The sequence below is a fragment of the Brenneria sp. hezel4-2-4 genome (genome assembly GCF_013155275.1).
GTDB lineage: Bacteria > Pseudomonadota > Gammaproteobacteria > Enterobacterales > Enterobacteriaceae > Brenneria.
The window spans coordinates 615,836-629,919 of sequence record NZ_JABJXS010000002.1; the positions used below are offsets into that span (position 1 = coordinate 615,836).

15 protein-coding genes are annotated in these 14,084 nt (G+C 58.2%); 6 read left to right on the forward strand and 9 right to left on the reverse strand.

What is annotated here, in order from left to right; translation table 11 throughout:
- Positions 1-295 precede the first annotated feature (295 nt).
- The 6 genes from HOY33_RS06650 to HOY33_RS06675 all read left to right on the forward strand — a co-directional run bounded on the left by HOY33_RS06650 (position 296) and on the right by HOY33_RS06675 (position 6,872).
- Positions 296-1,345 carry an ABC transporter substrate-binding protein gene (locus HOY33_RS06650; protein WP_172289412.1) on the forward strand — a complete coding sequence of 350 codons (1,050 nt, stop codon included), beginning with the start codon at positions 296-298 and terminating at the stop codon, positions 1,343-1,345.
- Positions 1,346-1,494: 149 nt separating this feature from the next.
- Entirely contained in the window at positions 1,495-2,766 is a 1,272-nt protein-coding gene (locus HOY33_RS06655; protein WP_172289413.1) for an ABC transporter permease, read from the forward strand.
- Positions 2,767-2,805: 39 nt separating this feature from the next.
- Positions 2,806-3,624 carry an ABC transporter permease gene (locus HOY33_RS06660; RefSeq protein ID WP_172289414.1) on the forward strand — a complete coding sequence of 273 codons (819 nt, stop codon included), beginning with the start codon at positions 2,806-2,808 and terminating at the stop codon, positions 3,622-3,624.
- A 140-nt stretch (positions 3,625-3,764) separates the two neighbouring features.
- Positions 3,765-4,499 (forward strand): SDR family NAD(P)-dependent oxidoreductase, encoded by a 735-nt coding sequence (locus HOY33_RS06665; protein WP_172289415.1) that lies wholly within the window; start codon positions 3,765-3,767, stop codon positions 4,497-4,499.
- Complete coding sequence (locus HOY33_RS06670; RefSeq protein WP_253906938.1) at positions 4,492-5,589, forward strand: phosphotransferase; 1,098 nt, start codon at positions 4,492-4,494, stop codon at positions 5,587-5,589. Before HOY33_RS06665 ends, HOY33_RS06670 begins: the two co-directional genes overlap by 8 nt.
- Positions 5,586-6,872, forward strand: coding sequence for an aspartate aminotransferase family protein (locus HOY33_RS06675; protein WP_172289417.1), 1,287 nt, complete (start codon positions 5,586-5,588; stop codon positions 6,870-6,872). The genes HOY33_RS06670 and HOY33_RS06675 overlap by 4 nt, the downstream gene beginning before the upstream one ends.
- 9 nt (positions 6,873-6,881) lie before the next feature.
- On the opposite strand, the gene sctU is transcribed toward HOY33_RS06675, so the two are convergent.
- The 9 genes from sctU to HOY33_RS06720 are packed head-to-tail and all read right to left on the reverse strand — an operon-like array spanning position 6,882 to position 14,082.
- Complete coding sequence (gene sctU, locus HOY33_RS06680) at positions 6,882-7,961, reverse strand: type III secretion system export apparatus subunit SctU (protein ID WP_172289418.1); 1,080 nt, start codon at positions 7,959-7,961, stop codon at positions 6,882-6,884.
- Positions 7,962-8,020: 59 nt separating this feature from the next.
- Positions 8,021-8,812: a type III secretion system export apparatus subunit SctT gene (gene sctT, locus HOY33_RS06685; RefSeq protein WP_172289419.1), complete on the reverse strand. Its 792-nt coding sequence runs from the start codon at positions 8,810-8,812 to the stop codon at positions 8,021-8,023.
- 9 nt (positions 8,813-8,821) lie between these two features.
- Positions 8,822-9,082, reverse strand: a complete 261-nt coding sequence (sctS, locus tag HOY33_RS06690) for a type III secretion system export apparatus subunit SctS (RefSeq protein ID WP_172289420.1) — start codon at positions 9,080-9,082, stop codon at positions 8,822-8,824.
- Between the two features lie 7 nt (positions 9,083-9,089).
- Positions 9,090-9,743: a type III secretion system export apparatus subunit SctR gene (sctR, locus tag HOY33_RS06695; RefSeq protein WP_172289421.1), complete on the reverse strand. Its 654-nt coding sequence runs from the start codon at positions 9,741-9,743 to the stop codon at positions 9,090-9,092.
- Complete coding sequence (locus tag HOY33_RS06700; RefSeq protein WP_172289422.1) at positions 9,740-10,816, reverse strand: FliM/FliN family flagellar motor switch protein; 1,077 nt, start codon at positions 10,814-10,816, stop codon at positions 9,740-9,742. The genes sctR and HOY33_RS06700 overlap by 4 nt, the downstream gene beginning before the upstream one ends.
- Positions 10,813-11,337 (reverse strand): type III secretion system HrpP C-terminal domain-containing protein, encoded by a 525-nt coding sequence (locus tag HOY33_RS06705; protein ID WP_172289423.1) that lies wholly within the window; start codon positions 11,335-11,337, stop codon positions 10,813-10,815. Before HOY33_RS06705 ends, HOY33_RS06700 begins: the two co-directional genes overlap by 4 nt.
- Entirely contained in the window at positions 11,334-11,771 is a 438-nt protein-coding gene (locus tag HOY33_RS06710; RefSeq protein ID WP_172289424.1) for a type III secretion protein, read from the reverse strand. The genes HOY33_RS06705 and HOY33_RS06710 overlap by 4 nt, the downstream gene beginning before the upstream one ends.
- Positions 11,761-13,131: a type III secretion system ATPase SctN gene (gene sctN / locus HOY33_RS06715; protein WP_172289425.1), complete on the reverse strand. Its 1,371-nt coding sequence runs from the start codon at positions 13,129-13,131 to the stop codon at positions 11,761-11,763. The genes HOY33_RS06710 and sctN overlap by 11 nt, the downstream gene beginning before the upstream one ends.
- Complete coding sequence (locus tag HOY33_RS06720) at positions 13,132-14,082, reverse strand: FHA domain-containing protein (protein WP_172289426.1); 951 nt, start codon at positions 14,080-14,082, stop codon at positions 13,132-13,134.
- Between the last annotated feature and the right edge of the window lie 2 nt (positions 14,083-14,084).

Below are 14,084 nucleotides of genomic sequence, written 5' to 3' on the forward strand. Positions count from 1 at the left end.
GGCAGCCGGGTATGGCTGACACCGGTTCACTAGAACCCGCACGCAACCCTATGGTGCAAGGAAATCGCAATATGCACCATCAAAAGGCAACGCAGGTAAAAGAAAAACAGTGCGATCGTTCAGGTATTAATCACGACGTTTTGCATGGCCTTTCCCACCCGTCATGATGACCAAACATTAATAAAATTGCTGAAATGGCACGGTTTATGCTTGAAATATGATACATGATGCATCAAAAAACAGCTGATGCGTAATTGCCGATTTTTACGTTGACTAACACTCCAGGAGCCAAACTATGTTTAAGACCAAAACAAGGTTAAAGAAAGTTGCCGTATCCGCATTTCTTATCGCCATGGCCTGTCAGGCTCAAGCGGAATCCTTAACGGTTGTGTCTTTTGGCGGCCTGAATAAGGACGCGCAGGATAAAGCATTCTATAAACCGTTTGCCGCCGCCGGTAAAGGCACGGTGGAAGCCGGCGAGTACAACGGTGAAATGGCCCGTATCCGCGCAATGGTGGAAACCGGTCAGATTGGCTGGGACGTGGTTGAGGTCGAAGGCCCGGAACTGCTGCGCGGCTGTAATGAAGGCTTATTTGAACCGCTGGACTGGTCAAAGCTGGGCGATGAGTCTCAGTTTGTAAAAGGTTCAGTGTCAGAGTGCGGCGCGGGGATCTTCCTGTGGTCGACCGCGCTGACCTATAACGCGCAGAAACTGCAACAGGCGCCAAAAAACTGGGCGGATTTTTGGGATGTGCAAACCTACCCCGGAAAACGCGCCCTGCGTAAAAGCGCCAAATTCACGCTGGAAATCGCGTTGCTGGCCGACGGCGTGAAACGGGAAGATCTCTATAAAGTGCTGGCGACGCCTGCCGGCGTCGACCGCGCCTTCAAGAAACTGGATCAGATTAAATCCAATATTCAGTGGTGGGAATCCGGCGCGCAACCCGTACAGTGGCTGGTTTCCGGCGATGTGGTGATGACGTCGGCCTACAACGGTCGAGTTGCATCCGCGCAGCAAGAAGGGCATGACTTCAAGATCGTCTGGACGGACAGCCTCTACGATCTGGACAGCTGGGCTATCGTTAAAGGTTCCAAGCGCAAGGATTTGGCGGAACAGTTTATTGCGTTTGCCAACCAGCCTGAAAATCAGAAAGTGTTTGCTGAAAACATCCCTTACGGTCCGACCCATGTGAAAGCCACCAGCATGCTTGAACCCGCGGTCGCCGCCACCCTGCCGACGGCGCCAGAGAACCTGGCACAGGCCTTGCAGGTTGATACAGAGTTCTGGATCGACCACGGCGAAGAGTTGGAACAGCGCTTTAATTCATGGGCTGCGCAACGATAATCCGGTGGGTTAAGCCGAATTTTCGTGGCGCCGGGACAAGGCGGCGATGCCTTGTCCCGCAGCGCAGGCCGGCGATGGATAGTTAAGCGCGGGATGCCGACCGATAAATCAGCAGTTGTTTTACCGTAAGTATGATGGAGATAAAACCTATGTCCCAGAGCGAAATGTTGGCGACGACGCCGCCATCCGGCGAGAAAGAAGGGAATGCCGCTCTGAAACAGCAATTGCGTGTCGCGCAGTCGATGTATAAAAAACGCTCTCTGTTGCTGATTGCGCCGCTGTTTCTGTTTATCGTGGTGAGTTTTCTCTTCCCCATTGTGTCGATTCTGGGCAAAAGCGTAGCGAATCCGGAACTGAGAGAAAACATGCCGAGCACGGTATCCGCAATGCGCCAGTGGTCTGGGAATGCCGTCCCGGATGAAAGCGTATTTAAAGCGGTGGTCAGCGATCTGCGCGAAGCACGCAGCAGCGGGAAACTGACCGCAATTACCAAACGACTGGGATACGAAGGCTCTGAATACCGCTCGTTGATCACCCGCACGCTGCGCAAACTGCCGGCGGATGATAGCGCCGATATCCGCGGTCAGCTAATCAGCGAGCAGCCGTTATGGGGTGAGCTTACCACCTGGCAAACGCTGGATCGCGCCTCCCGGCCTTTTACCAGCTATTACCTGTTGGCGGTTTTTGACCATAAGGTCGATGCGCAGACTCAGAAAATAGTGGCGCAACCGGCCGAACAGTCGCTGTATGTCGATGTGTTGCTGCGTACTCTGCTGATGGCGGGCGTGGTGACGTTGCTGTGTGTCGGGCTGGGCTATCCGTTGGCGTACTGGCTGGCGAAACAGCCGTCTAACCGCGCGAATTTGCTGTTGATTATGGTACTGCTGCCTTTTTGGACCTCATTGATTGTACGTACCGCTAGCTGGATCGTGCTGTTGCAGTCCGGCGGCTTGATTAACCGGACGCTGCTGAGCGTCGGCATTATCGATGAACCGCTGGTGCTGGTATTTAACCGCATCGGCGTCTACATCTCGATGACGCATATTCTGCTGCCGTTTTTTATCCTGCCGTTATATGCGGTGATGAAAGGCATTTCACCCAACTATGTTCGGGCGGCGATATCCCTGGGCGCGCATCCCTTTATTGCCTTCTGGCGGGTCTATGTACCGCAGACTTATGCCGGCGTCACCGCCGGCGCAATACTCGTCTTTATGATGGCGATCGGCTATTACATTACGCCGGCCTTGTTGGGCGGGCCAAGCGATCAGATGCTGAGTTACTTCGTTGCTTTCTTCACCAATACCACCATGAACTGGGGTATGGCCGCCGCGTTGGGTACGCAGTTGCTGGTCATCGTTACGCTGTTGTACGTGGTATACATCCGCGTCACCCGTACCAACGCCGAAATCGCGGCGCGCTAACGATGCTCTGTTTATTGATGAAAACAAGGGGAAACGAAAATGAAACAGCAGGGTGAGTTAGTTATCCGCTTGTGGAATACTTTCTTTAACTTTTATGGCGCGGCAATGTTGTTATTTTTGATCGTGCCGGTATTGGTGATTGTGCCGCTGTCTTTTAACGCCGGCTCCTTTCTGAGCTATCCGCTGACGGGCTTTTCCCTGCGCTGGTATCACGAGTTTTTCAACTCCAGCGCCTGGCTGGGCGCGTTGGGCAACAGCTTGCTGATTGCGCCGTTGGCGACGCTGTTGGCCACCGGACTTGGCGTGCTGGCTTCGGTTGGGCTGGTGCGCGGCGAGTTTCGCGGTAAATCGCTGGTGATGGCGGTGCTGATATCGCCGATGATCGCCCCGGTGGTGATTGTGGCCGTCGGGATGTTTTTCTTTTTCGCCAAGCTATCATTATTGAATAGCTACCTCGGTCTGGTGCTGGCGCATGCCATGCTGGGCGTGCCGTTTGTGGTGATCACGGTGACGGCGGTGCTGAAAAACTACGATCAAAATCTGACCCGCGCCGCCGCCAGTCTCGGAGCGCCGCCGCTGCTGGCGTTTCGCAAGGTGACGTTTCCGCTGATCGCGCCCGGCGTGTTCTCCGGGGCGTTGTTCGCGTTCGCGACATCATTTGACGAAGTGATCGTCACGCTGTTTCTGGCCAGTCCGCGTCAGCGCACCTTGCCGCTACAGATGTTCGCCGGTATCCGTGAAAACCTTGATCCGACCATTGCGGCGGCGGCGTCGATGATGGTGGGCGCCGCGCTGATCTTGCTGATTGTGATGGAAGTTTTACGCCGTCGATCGGAGCGTTTGCGCAGCGGGCGGTAAGATTCCCCACGCCGGCCTCCCTCTGACGGGAGGCCGGCAGGTGGTATCAACTCTCTGAGCTGAATAAATTTCAGCTTTTTTTACGCAGTATTTTATGATGCATCAAACATCTCATTGAACAGCTATCGAGAGGTAATGGTATGACAGACCAAAAGACATTACTGCTGACCGGCGCCAGCCGGGGGATTGGGCATGCCACCGTGAAACACTTCCATGCCGCTGGCTGGCGAATATTCACCGCTTCCCGTCAAAGCTGGGTTGAGGAATGTCCGTGGGCGGAAGGGCTGCTGAACCATATTCACCTCGATCTGGAAGATATCGATAGCCTGCAACAGACATTGCCGTTGATTAAGGCGAAGCTGGGAGGACGGCTCGACGCGTTGGTGGATAACGCGGGAATTTCGCCCAAAGGCGAGGGCGGTAGCCGTCTTGGCGTGCGTGATACCGACTATGCGACCTGGATGCGGGTGTTTAACGTGAACCTATTTTCCTGCGCGCTGTTGGCGAACGGCTTATTTGATGAACTGAAAGCTTCGCAAGGCAGCGTCATAAACATCACCTCGATCGCCGGTTCCCGCGTCCATCCGTTTGCCGGTGCAGCCTATGCGACATCAAAAGCGGCGCTCTCCGCCCTGACGCGCGAAATGGCCTTTGATTTCGGACAGTATGGCGTGCGAGTCAATGCGATTGCGCCGGGAGAAATTGAAACCGCGATTTTATCCCCCGGCACGGACGATATCATTGAGCGGCAGGTGCCGATGCAGCGTTTGGGCAAACCGGAAGAGGTGGCGAGTCTGATCTACTTCCTGTGCACCTCGGGGGCCTCGTATGTCAATGGCGCGGAGATCCACGTCAATGGAGGTCAGCATGTCTGAATGGCCGGGGGGTAATCAGCCATTGCCGTCGCCGAATGCCGAGGTATTTATCGATGCCGATCTGATGACGCAGTCGGTGCCGCAGGTATCCTGCCGGCAGGCGGCGGAGGTCGTGCAGCAACATTATGGTCTGCGTGGCGACGTTAAACTGTTGCAGGGCGAACGCGATCTGAATTTTTGTCTGACCGTTTCGCCTGAGCGGCGCTATATGCTGAAAGTGATTAATGCGGCGGAGTCCGCCGAAGTCAGCGATTTTCAGACCTCGCTGTTACTGCATATTGCCCGGCAGGCGCCCGAGTTGCCCATTCCCCGCGCGATCGTGACGCTTGACGGGCAGGCGGAACCGATTGTGGATATCGGCGGCGTAGCGTTACGGGTGCGTCTGGTCAGCTATCTGGCGGGAACACCGCAGCATCTGGCATTTCCCGCGGTCGCGTTGATGCATGATTTGGGCGACACGCTGGCGCGGTTGGATCGGGCGTTGCACAGTTTCACTCATCCGGCGGCCAAGCGTTCGCTATTGTGGGATATTAGCCGGGCGGAGCAGGTGCGCCCTTATCTGACCTATGTCCGCGACCGGGAACAACAGCAACATATCAGCCGGGTATTTGACCGCTATGATGAATATGTCGCGCCGGTATTAGCCTCGCTGCGCCATCAGACTATTCATAACGATCTCAACCCGCACAATGTACTGGTTAACCCGCAACAACCGACCCAGGTGGCGGGCATTATTGATTTTGGCGATGCGTTGCATGCTCCGCTGGTTTGCGAACTGGCGACGGCGCTGGCGTATCAGATCGGCAACGGCGCCGATCCGTTTGAATATGTTGTGCCGTTTGTCTTTGCGTATCACCAACAGTTGCCGCTGACCGCCCGGGAGATCGCGCTGTTGCCCGATCTGATCGCCGCCCGGATGGCGCTGACCATGACCATTGCCCAATGGCGCGCGTCGCTGTATCCCGCCAACCGGGATTATCTGCTGCGTAATCTGCCGTACTGTTGGCGCAGTCTGCGCCAGATGAAAAATTATACTCACGATCAATGCGCCGCCAGACTGTATCAGGCCTGCTATGGAGAGGAATTATGAGTAAAGTGACAATGTCACACGAAGCGACGCGCAGTGACGATCTGTTGTCCCGTCGTCAGCGGGTATTGGGCAGTGGATACCGACTATTTTATGAGCAGCCGCTGCACGTGGCGCGGGGCGAAGGCGTCTGGCTGTTTGACCATCAGGGCAACCGCTATCTGGATGTTTATAATAATGTCGCCTCGGTGGGACATTGCCATCCGGCGGTGGTTGAGGCTATAGCCCGGCAGAGCGCGACGCTGAATACCCATACCCGCTATCTGCATGAGGCGATTGTTGATTTCGCCGAAGATTTGCTGAGCGAGTTTCCGGCTGAGTTAAATAATGTGGTGTTCACCTGTACGGGCAGCGAAGCCAACGATCTGGCCCTGCGGGTCGCCCGCCACGTCACCGGCGGAACCGGCGTTCTGGTCACCCGCTGGGCGTATCACGGCGTCACCAGCGCGTTGGCGGAGCTGTCGCCGTCGCTGGGGGCCGGCGTGCCGCGCGGCAATCACGTTAAGCTGATTGATGCGCCCGACCGCTATCGCCGGCCCGGCGAGTTTATCGCCAGCATCCGCTCAGCGCTGGCCGCGATGCAACGCGAGGGTATCCGGCCTGCGGCGCTATTGATTGATACCATTTTTTCCAGCGATGGCGTGTTTTGCGCCCCCGAGGGCGAAATGGCGCAGGCGGCGGCGCTGATCCGTCAGGCCGGCGGACTGTTTATTGCCGATGAAGTTCAGCCGGGATTCGGCCGCACCGGCGAAACCCTGTGGGGCTTTGCCCGGCATGGCGTGGTGCCGGATCTGGTCAGCCTGGGCAAACCGATGGGCAACGGCCACCCGATAGCCGGACTGGTCGGGCGGTCGGCCCTGCTGGAGGCTTTTGGGCGTGAGGTGCGTTACTTTAATACGTTCGGCGGTAATCCGGTGTCCTGCCAGGCGGCGCATGCGGTACTGCGCATTATTCGGCAACAACGGCTACGGCAGAACGCGCAACGGGTGGGAAATTATCTGCATCAGGGATTACAACAGTTGGCGCGGGATTTTCCGCTGATAGGCGATATCCGCGCCTACGGGCTGTTTATCGGCGTCGAACTGATCGCCGAAAGTCACGGTAAACGGCCGGCCACCGAGTTGACGGCAAAGGTAGTGAATGAAATGCGCAGGCGGGGTGTGTTGATTAGCGCCACCGGTCCGGCGGCGAATATTCTGAAGATCCGTCCGCCGCTGATATTTAAGGAACCACACGCCGACCTGTTTCTCAATACGTTGAGTGATGTGCTGAAGTTATTGCGATAGTCACGGAGGTTACTCCATCTCGATAATCTCTTTTTTCTGCGCGTCCTCCAACTGGCGCAGGACGCGATAAACCTGCGCCACCGCCTGTAATGTTTCCCGCGGAATATAGTGGCCTTCCGGGGTGCGGCGGTACAGTGTGCGGGTCAACCAGATAAAGCGGATCACCGGGATGTCCGCTTCTTTGGCGCGGGCAATCAGCTGTTGCGCCTGTTGGTCTTCGCCTTTGCACAGTATGCGCGGTAGCGGCGTTTTACCCGGCCGGTAGTAAAGCGCCACCGCATAGTGCGTCGGGTTGACCAGCAGCATATCCGCATCTTCCACACGTCCTTTGGGACGCGGCGCGGCGGGCTGGTTTAATAGCTCATTCGCCATCGATTTGCGGTGTCCTTTCATGTGCGGGTCGCCTTCCGAATCTTTGTGTTCGTTGCGTAAATCCTGGTGGCTCATGCGCTGTTGCTTGAGGAAAAAATATTTTTGCAAACCGAAATCCATCACCGACAGCCCCAGCAGCGCGGTCAGCGTGGTGCGGGCGATACGGGTCAGCAGCGCCTTGACGCCTTGCCAGAATCCGTTCAGATCGCCGTAAGCCAGCTCGACCAGCGCCTCCAGCTCCGGCACCACCACTTTATAAAATACCGTGCCGATGACCGCCGCTTTCAGAATATTGGTCAGCATTTCCGTCAGCTTGCGCATGGAAAACATTTGTTTGAATTGATTGACGGGGTTCAGCCGGTTCAGGTCGAACTTGAGCGCTTCGGGGGCAAACAGCGGGCCGTACTGTATCCAGCCGCCGACGATGCGCAGCAACACCGCTATCGCCGCGCCCAGCAGGCAGAGCGTGCCCGCCAGTATCGCCGCATCGTGAAAGATCTCTTTTGCCGCCTGGGCAAACGGCGCATCCAGCCGGCGCAACGGCAGTTGTATCAGCGACTGTAGTTTCCCCAGCGTCGTGTCGGCCAGCGCCATAACGCACTCAATCAGCCCCACGCAGATCAGCAACTTAGGCACATCCTGACTTTGTCCGACTTCGCCTTTACGCCGGGCGTCTTTAAGTTTTTTGTCGGTAGGCTTTTCGGTTTTTTCGCTCATCGGCGCATACTCTGTTGGTTTTCTCCGGCTGACGCTCGCGCGTTTCGCCTCCTGGCACGCTAATGGGAAAAAAGCAGGGGAAACACATGCTTCAAATCCGGCAGTACCCGCAGTTTCTGATCGCCCAGGTAGTGCAGCACCGGCAGATAGACGATAAAAAACGCCATGCCCAGCAGACACTTGGCCGGAATCGACAGCACGAAAACCTGTAGCTGCGGGCTATAAAGACTCAGCAGGGAGATACTGAACTCCAACAGCAGCAGCAACGCGACCAGCGGCCCGGCATAGATCACCAGATGGGTGAAGGTTTCCGCCAGCAGCGTCAGGTATACCTCAAACCCCTGTTCGCCGGGCGCGGGCAGCCAGGCGAGGGCGGGCCACACGCGATAACTGTCCCATAACAGCTGGGTGAGGCTGCTCAGGCCGCCCCCGATAATCAGCAGCAGAATAATCAACTGCTTGAGCAGATGGCCGAGCGGGGTGCTGTCGGCGCCCAACGCCGGGTTGAGCTGACCGCCCATCAGGGCGCCGCGCTGGTTGTCAAACAGTGCGCCCACCGACTCGAACAGCCAGAACGGCATCGCCAGGATCAGCGCAATCAACAACCCGACAATCACCTCCTTGAGCAGCAGGCCGGGCAGCATTGGCCACGAGAGCGGCGTTTGCAGCAACTGCTGCTGGATAACCGGGGCCGGCAGCAGCGTCAACGCGATCACCACCGCGTTGCGCATCATGCCTTTCAGCACGTTAAGCGAAAAAACCGGCACCAGAATAAAGCAGGGATATATCCGGGCCAGCCCCAGCGTGATGGCGATGATAAAATCATAAACCTGCTGAATAGTGGCAATCATCGCGCGTCCTCAGACTCCGGTATGTTCAATCATATTGAAGGCGGTGATGGCGAGCTGCATCAGCTCCACGCCGATCCACCGTCCGCACAGGGCCAGCACCAGGCCGACGGCGAGCAGTTTGACGGCGAACGGCAGCGTTTGATCCTGCAACTGCATCACCGCCTGTAACAGCGAGATCAATACGCCGACGGTAACCGCCACCAGCAGCGGCGGCGCGGAAAGCAGCACCACCATCACCATGGCCTGCCGGAAAAGGGTAATAATCTCCATCGTGGCCTCACAGGTAACTGTAAAACAGCCCGTCCAGCAGGCGCGTCCAGCCGTTAACCAGCACGAACAGCAGCAGCTTCAACGGCAGGGAAAGCGTCATCGGCGCGACCATCTGCATCCCCAGCGCCAGCAGGACATTCGACACAATCAGGTCGATGACGATAAACGGGATATAAATCAGGAAGCCGATTTTAAAACCGGCCTGTAACTCAGACAGTACAAACGCCGGGATCACCAGCAACAGGTTTTGCGTGTTCACCTTTTCCGATAGCGATACGGGCCACATGCGCAGACTGTTTTCATGCAAATGGGTGAGAATATCCGGGTCGGTATTGCGCGCCATAAAGGTTTGCAACGGGCCGAGTCCATAGCTCACGCTGTCCTGCAAGCGCGTGATATCGGTCATATCCAGCGGCTTTTCCTGCACCCGCTTGGTGATGTCCTGAAATACCGGCGCCATGACAAACAGCGTCGCCGCCAGAGCGATACCGTACAGCGCCATATTGGGCGGCACCTGCTGTACGCCGATGGCGTTGCGGGTAATCAACAGTACGATGGCAATCTTCAGAAAGCAGGTACAGACAATCATCAGCAGCGGGATCAACGACAGCGCGCCGAGAAACAGCGCAAACATCAACGGATCGAACGCACCCGACGTCATAGGGCCGACTCCCGTTCTGATGTGTTTTCCGCGTCGCCGGACGCCGCGAGAGACAACAGCCGGGTGATCTGCAATCCCAGTTTGCCCTCCACATCCACCAGATCCCCCTGGGCCAGCGGGATCTCGCCGTAGTAGAGCCAGGCTTCCCCCGGCGTCACGTCACTGAGCGTCAACACCGAACCCTCGGCTAAACGCTGTAAATCGGGCAGCGTAGACATCAGGTTTCCACACCGGACGGTCAGAGTAACCGGCAGCGGCGGCAATGGGGCCGTAAAATCGGTGACGTTGTCACTCTCTTGATGGGAAACGGCCGGATTTTCCGACGGTAAGGGCGCGATTGATGAACTCACAGGCAGGTTCTCCATGTCAGTAACGGTAAAACGATAAGGGGCAAGTCCGGTCAATTGCAGGTTGCCGTACAGACGCCATGGCGGCAAAACCACGCTCCCCTGACCGGAAGGTGAAAAATAGGGATAATTCGGCAGCAGCACCGCGCCCGGCTGGATGTGGCGCAGAGCTTCAGGCGTCACCATCGCTTCGGCCAGCACCAGCGGCGATGACAGGGTAAAAATATCCGGCAAGGGGGCGCAGGGCCGCCGCCAGCCGGCGTGGGACAACAGCGCCAGCCAGGTGCTCGCCGCGGTCTGTATCCGGCTGCGGCTACGGATGCCGTTCCAGCTTACGGTCAGCCAGCCGTCAATCGGCTCATGATGAGTCTCGGACTCCGCGTACGGATAAATTTCACCCAGCAAAGCATGCAGCGCCGGACAGAGCGACTGGTTATATAGCGTCCAGTACCATTCATAGGCCGGATCGGCGGCGTCGGTGACCGGCAACAGCGGGCAGTCGGCGAGCAGGCTCAGCATCGGCGCGGGTTCGGAAAGGGAGAACCGTCCGCCGTCGCAACGCCAGTGGCTATTCAGATCCTGACTTTCCCCGTCGGCCAGGCGCAGATGCAAAGCGCCGGCCTGGCTGTCACGGTGGAACGGCAACGTCAGTCCGGCGGCCAGCGCCTGCCTTACCTGCGCCTGTTCGGCGCTTATCGACGCCAGCGTCAGCGGACGAACGTTCATCGGTATGACTCCCTGGCCTCAAAGCTCAGGTTCACCGGACAATTCAACGCGTCAGATAAGGCGCGGCGGCACGACTCCCGGCGATCTTTCAAACACTGGTAGCTTTCCCGGCTGAAGCGTAATGAGATATCCCAGCCGCGCGGCGTCAGATTTGCCAGCCGGGCGTCGATATCGCCTAACTGCGGGAGCTGCAAGCTGAACGAAAAGGGCGGATAGCCGATGTTGTCCAATGCTTCAATCAGTTCGCACTGTAACGGCGACCAGAGAGACGGCAACGATTGTGACGGCGTCACGTCTTCTGCGCCGTGTGGGACGAAAGACGGCGGCGAAAGAGAAAGGTAAGCCGGATCGGTCGGCGGCAGGTCGCGGGCGTCATCCTGCTCCAACGCGAATTCAAAGCCGGTCGAGAAGTTGAAAGCCTCCCAAAAATCCACACCGGCTTTTTCCTCCGACGAGGTCGCCCGGCCTCCTTGCGTGTGGAAAGCGGCGGTTTCCGGTGATGAAATCAGTCGATTGTTCATAGATTCTCCTGAGGTAGCGTGAGCAGAAATTCCAGTTTTTCTACCGCTTTCTGACACTGACGGGTGGTCTGCCGGGCGTGCTTAACCTGTTGTTGTTGGTTCTGCTGCGCGACACGGTTGCTTTCGCCCCGTTGCGTTTCGGCATGGATGTCGTGAAGAAGTCGCTGCTCGTCATGCAATCGCTTTTTAAGGTTTTCCTGCGTCTGTTGCCGGCCTTGCATCTGGCTTACAAAGGCGTCCCGCTGTTGCCGGCCGCTCAGTTGCAGGGCGTCCAGACGTTGCCGATGCGCCGCTTGTTCGGCGTCAAGGCGGTTAAGCGTTTGTTCTTCCTGGCGTAGCTGCCGCTCGCTGCGGCTCAGCCGCTGGCGGCGTATCGGCATCAGCAGGTTTAGCGTAGCCTGCAACGCGTCGGCTTCGGGGAGGTTATGAGGCATAGCGGCTGACTCCGGCCAATTGTTGCTGAATGACGTCATACGGCATGGGATCGCGCATGGCCTGACGCAGGAACTGGGTAATTTCCTCATGGGCGCTGACCGCCGAATCGGTCAGCGCATCGTGACCGGGCTGATATTCCCCCAGCCGGATCAGCATTTCGACCTGCTTGTAGGCCGCCATCAGGCGACGGATGGCGCCGGCATGGCGGTTATGCTCGAGCTCAACCACATTACTCATGGTGCGACTCAGGCTGGCCAGCACATCAATGGCCGGATAATGCCCCTGTTCGGCCAATCGCCGGGTGAGCACAATGTGTCCGTCAATCAACGAGCGCACTTCATCCGCCACCGGATCGTTCATCGAATCCTGTTCGATCAGCACCGAATAGAGCGCGGTGATGGCACCTTGCTGCGTCTGCCCGGCGCGTTCCACCAGCCGGGGCAGTAAGGTATAAACCGAGGGGGGCAAGCCGCCGCGTCCCTGCGGTTCGCCCAGCGCCAGCCCGATCTCCCGCTGGGCGCGGGCAAAACGTGTCAGCGAATCGATAATCAGCAGCACCTGTTTACCGGCGGCGCGATAGGCTTCGGCAATGGCCGTGGCGGTAAAGGCGGCGCGCGCGCGCTCCATACTACTGCGATCGGAGGTGGAGCAGACCAGCACGGTACGGCTGCGCAATTCGTCATCCAGTTCATGATCGAGGAATTCGCGCAGTTCGCGGCCGCGTTCGCCAATCAGCCCGAAAACGATGGCGTCGCACGGGGTGTTGCGCGCCAGTTCCGCCAACAGCGTGGTTTTGCCGCAGCCGGCGCCGGCAAAAATGCCGACGCGCTGTCCCTGACCGAGGGTGAGCAAGCCGTCAACCGCGCGCAGGCCGGTGGGCAATGGGGCGCTAATGCGCGGACGGGCGGTCGGCGGCGGCGCATCGCCCAGCACCGGCATGGCGTGGCCGTGCGCGTGGCCGGGTTCGACAAACGCGCTTTGGCCGCCGGCCTCCAGCGCCCGCCCGAAGCCGTCCAGCACGCTGCCGAACAGGGCGTCGGAAACCTGAATGCAATGGGGCTGATACAGCGGCGTGACCACGGCGCCCTGGGCGATGCCGTCCAGCGCCCCCAGCGCGGACAAAAAGGTGTTATGCGGGCTAAAGCCCACCACCTCCGCCATCATCTGGCTTCCGTCCTTGCGCGACACCAGACACAAATCGCCGATGCGCGCCTGCGGCAAGCCGCACTCCAGCAAAATGCCGCTAATCGCCAGGATACGCCCCTTTAAATCAATGGGCGCGAAAGCGGATAGATGTTGTCGCTGCTGCTGAACCCAGTGAGCGAGCAGCGGGAAGGGAGCGATTGCTTGCGTGTGCATTTACCAGTTCACCTTTATCTGCTGTTTGCCGCCAAATTCAATCTGATGATCGTCAATGCTCACCAGACGAAGGCTGTCGATTTCATCGCCGACAAAAAAACGTCTGCCGTCGGCGGTGACCACGTTGGCGTGCGGTCCGCCGGTCACCTGAACTATCTGAAAGGGCAGTTTTTCCACTTTCAGCCGGGTGCGGTTTTCGACGATCAGCGCGGTTCTATAACGTTGGTGGAGTTGGATGAGCATCCGTTCCAGTTTTTTTTGTTCTTCAGGCGTTAATTGCCCGGTCAACGTAATGCGGTCGTGATTGGCCGCGGTTTTCACCGCGCCGCCGAGTTCCCGTTCCTGCAACAGGGTGTGCAACGTCGCGCTCAGTTGCGGCAGCGTCCCGATCGCCCGGCGCGAGTCCTGCGGCGATGGCGCGGCGGGCATCGCTACGCTCTCCTGTAGCTGCCAACTGCCGATCATGCTAATCAGCAACAGGCTGAGCAGCAGATAGCAGCCCTTGGCCCATAGGGGTAAGCGGGAAGGTTTGGCCGGCGAGACGTCAGGAACCGGCTGGGGGGAGGATCTTTCCGCCACAGCCGCCGATTCCGCGCTGGCCTCTGCTTCCGGGGCCGCGCTATCCGGCGGCGCGCGCTCTTCTTCTTCATCGTGCCAGGGGGTATCGGCAGCCACGACGCACAGCCAGATCTGGCCGGCGGCAAACGGCGTACCGGGCGACAGATCGGCGACCTGCGCGATCGCGTGTCCTTCGGCGTCACACAGCGCGCCGGCCAGCGCGGAAAGCCGCCAGCCGGTTTCCGTTTTTTCCAGCAAACAATGATGGGACTGAATTCCCGGATCGTAGAGCACCAGGTCGGCATCGTCGTCGGCGCCCACCCGCCAGGAAGTACCGCTTAACGGCAGCGCCGCGCCACGATGTAAACCAGTCAGCACGCGTAACTCAAACATAT

Coding starts and splice junctions, on each gene's coding strand:
- HOY33_RS06650 (WP_172289412.1), top strand. CDS start 296: ATGTTTAAGACCAAAACAAGGTTAAAGAAAGTTGCCGTATCCGCATTT.
- HOY33_RS06655 (WP_172289413.1), top strand. CDS start 1,495: ATGTCCCAGAGCGAAATGTTGGCGACGACGCCGCCATCCGGCGAGAAA.
- HOY33_RS06660 (WP_172289414.1), top strand. CDS start 2,806: ATGAAACAGCAGGGTGAGTTAGTTATCCGCTTGTGGAATACTTTCTTT.
- HOY33_RS06665 (WP_172289415.1), top strand. CDS start 3,765: ATGACAGACCAAAAGACATTACTGCTGACCGGCGCCAGCCGGGGGATT.
- HOY33_RS06670 (WP_253906938.1), top strand. CDS start 4,492: ATGTCTGAATGGCCGGGGGGTAATCAGCCATTGCCGTCGCCGAATGCC.
- HOY33_RS06675 (WP_172289417.1), top strand. CDS start 5,586: ATGAGTAAAGTGACAATGTCACACGAAGCGACGCGCAGTGACGATCTG.
- sctU (WP_172289418.1), bottom strand. CDS start 7,961: ATGAGCGAAAAAACCGAAAAGCCTACCGACAAAAAACTTAAAGACGCC.
- sctT (WP_172289419.1), bottom strand. CDS start 8,812: ATGATTGCCACTATTCAGCAGGTTTATGATTTTATCATCGCCATCACG.
- sctS (WP_172289420.1), bottom strand. CDS start 9,082: ATGGAGATTATTACCCTTTTCCGGCAGGCCATGGTGATGGTGGTGCTG.
- sctR (WP_172289421.1), bottom strand. CDS start 9,743: ATGACGTCGGGTGCGTTCGATCCGTTGATGTTTGCGCTGTTTCTCGGC.
- HOY33_RS06700 (WP_172289422.1), bottom strand. CDS start 10,816: ATGAACGTTCGTCCGCTGACGCTGGCGTCGATAAGCGCCGAACAGGCG.
- HOY33_RS06705 (WP_172289423.1), bottom strand. CDS start 11,337: ATGAACAATCGACTGATTTCATCACCGGAAACCGCCGCTTTCCACACG.
- HOY33_RS06710 (WP_172289424.1), bottom strand. CDS start 11,771: ATGCCTCATAACCTCCCCGAAGCCGACGCGTTGCAGGCTACGCTAAAC.
- sctN (WP_172289425.1), bottom strand. CDS start 13,131: ATGCACACGCAAGCAATCGCTCCCTTCCCGCTGCTCGCTCACTGGGTT.
- HOY33_RS06720 (WP_172289426.1), bottom strand. CDS start 14,082: ATGTTTGAGTTACGCGTGCTGACTGGTTTACATCGTGGCGCGGCGCTG.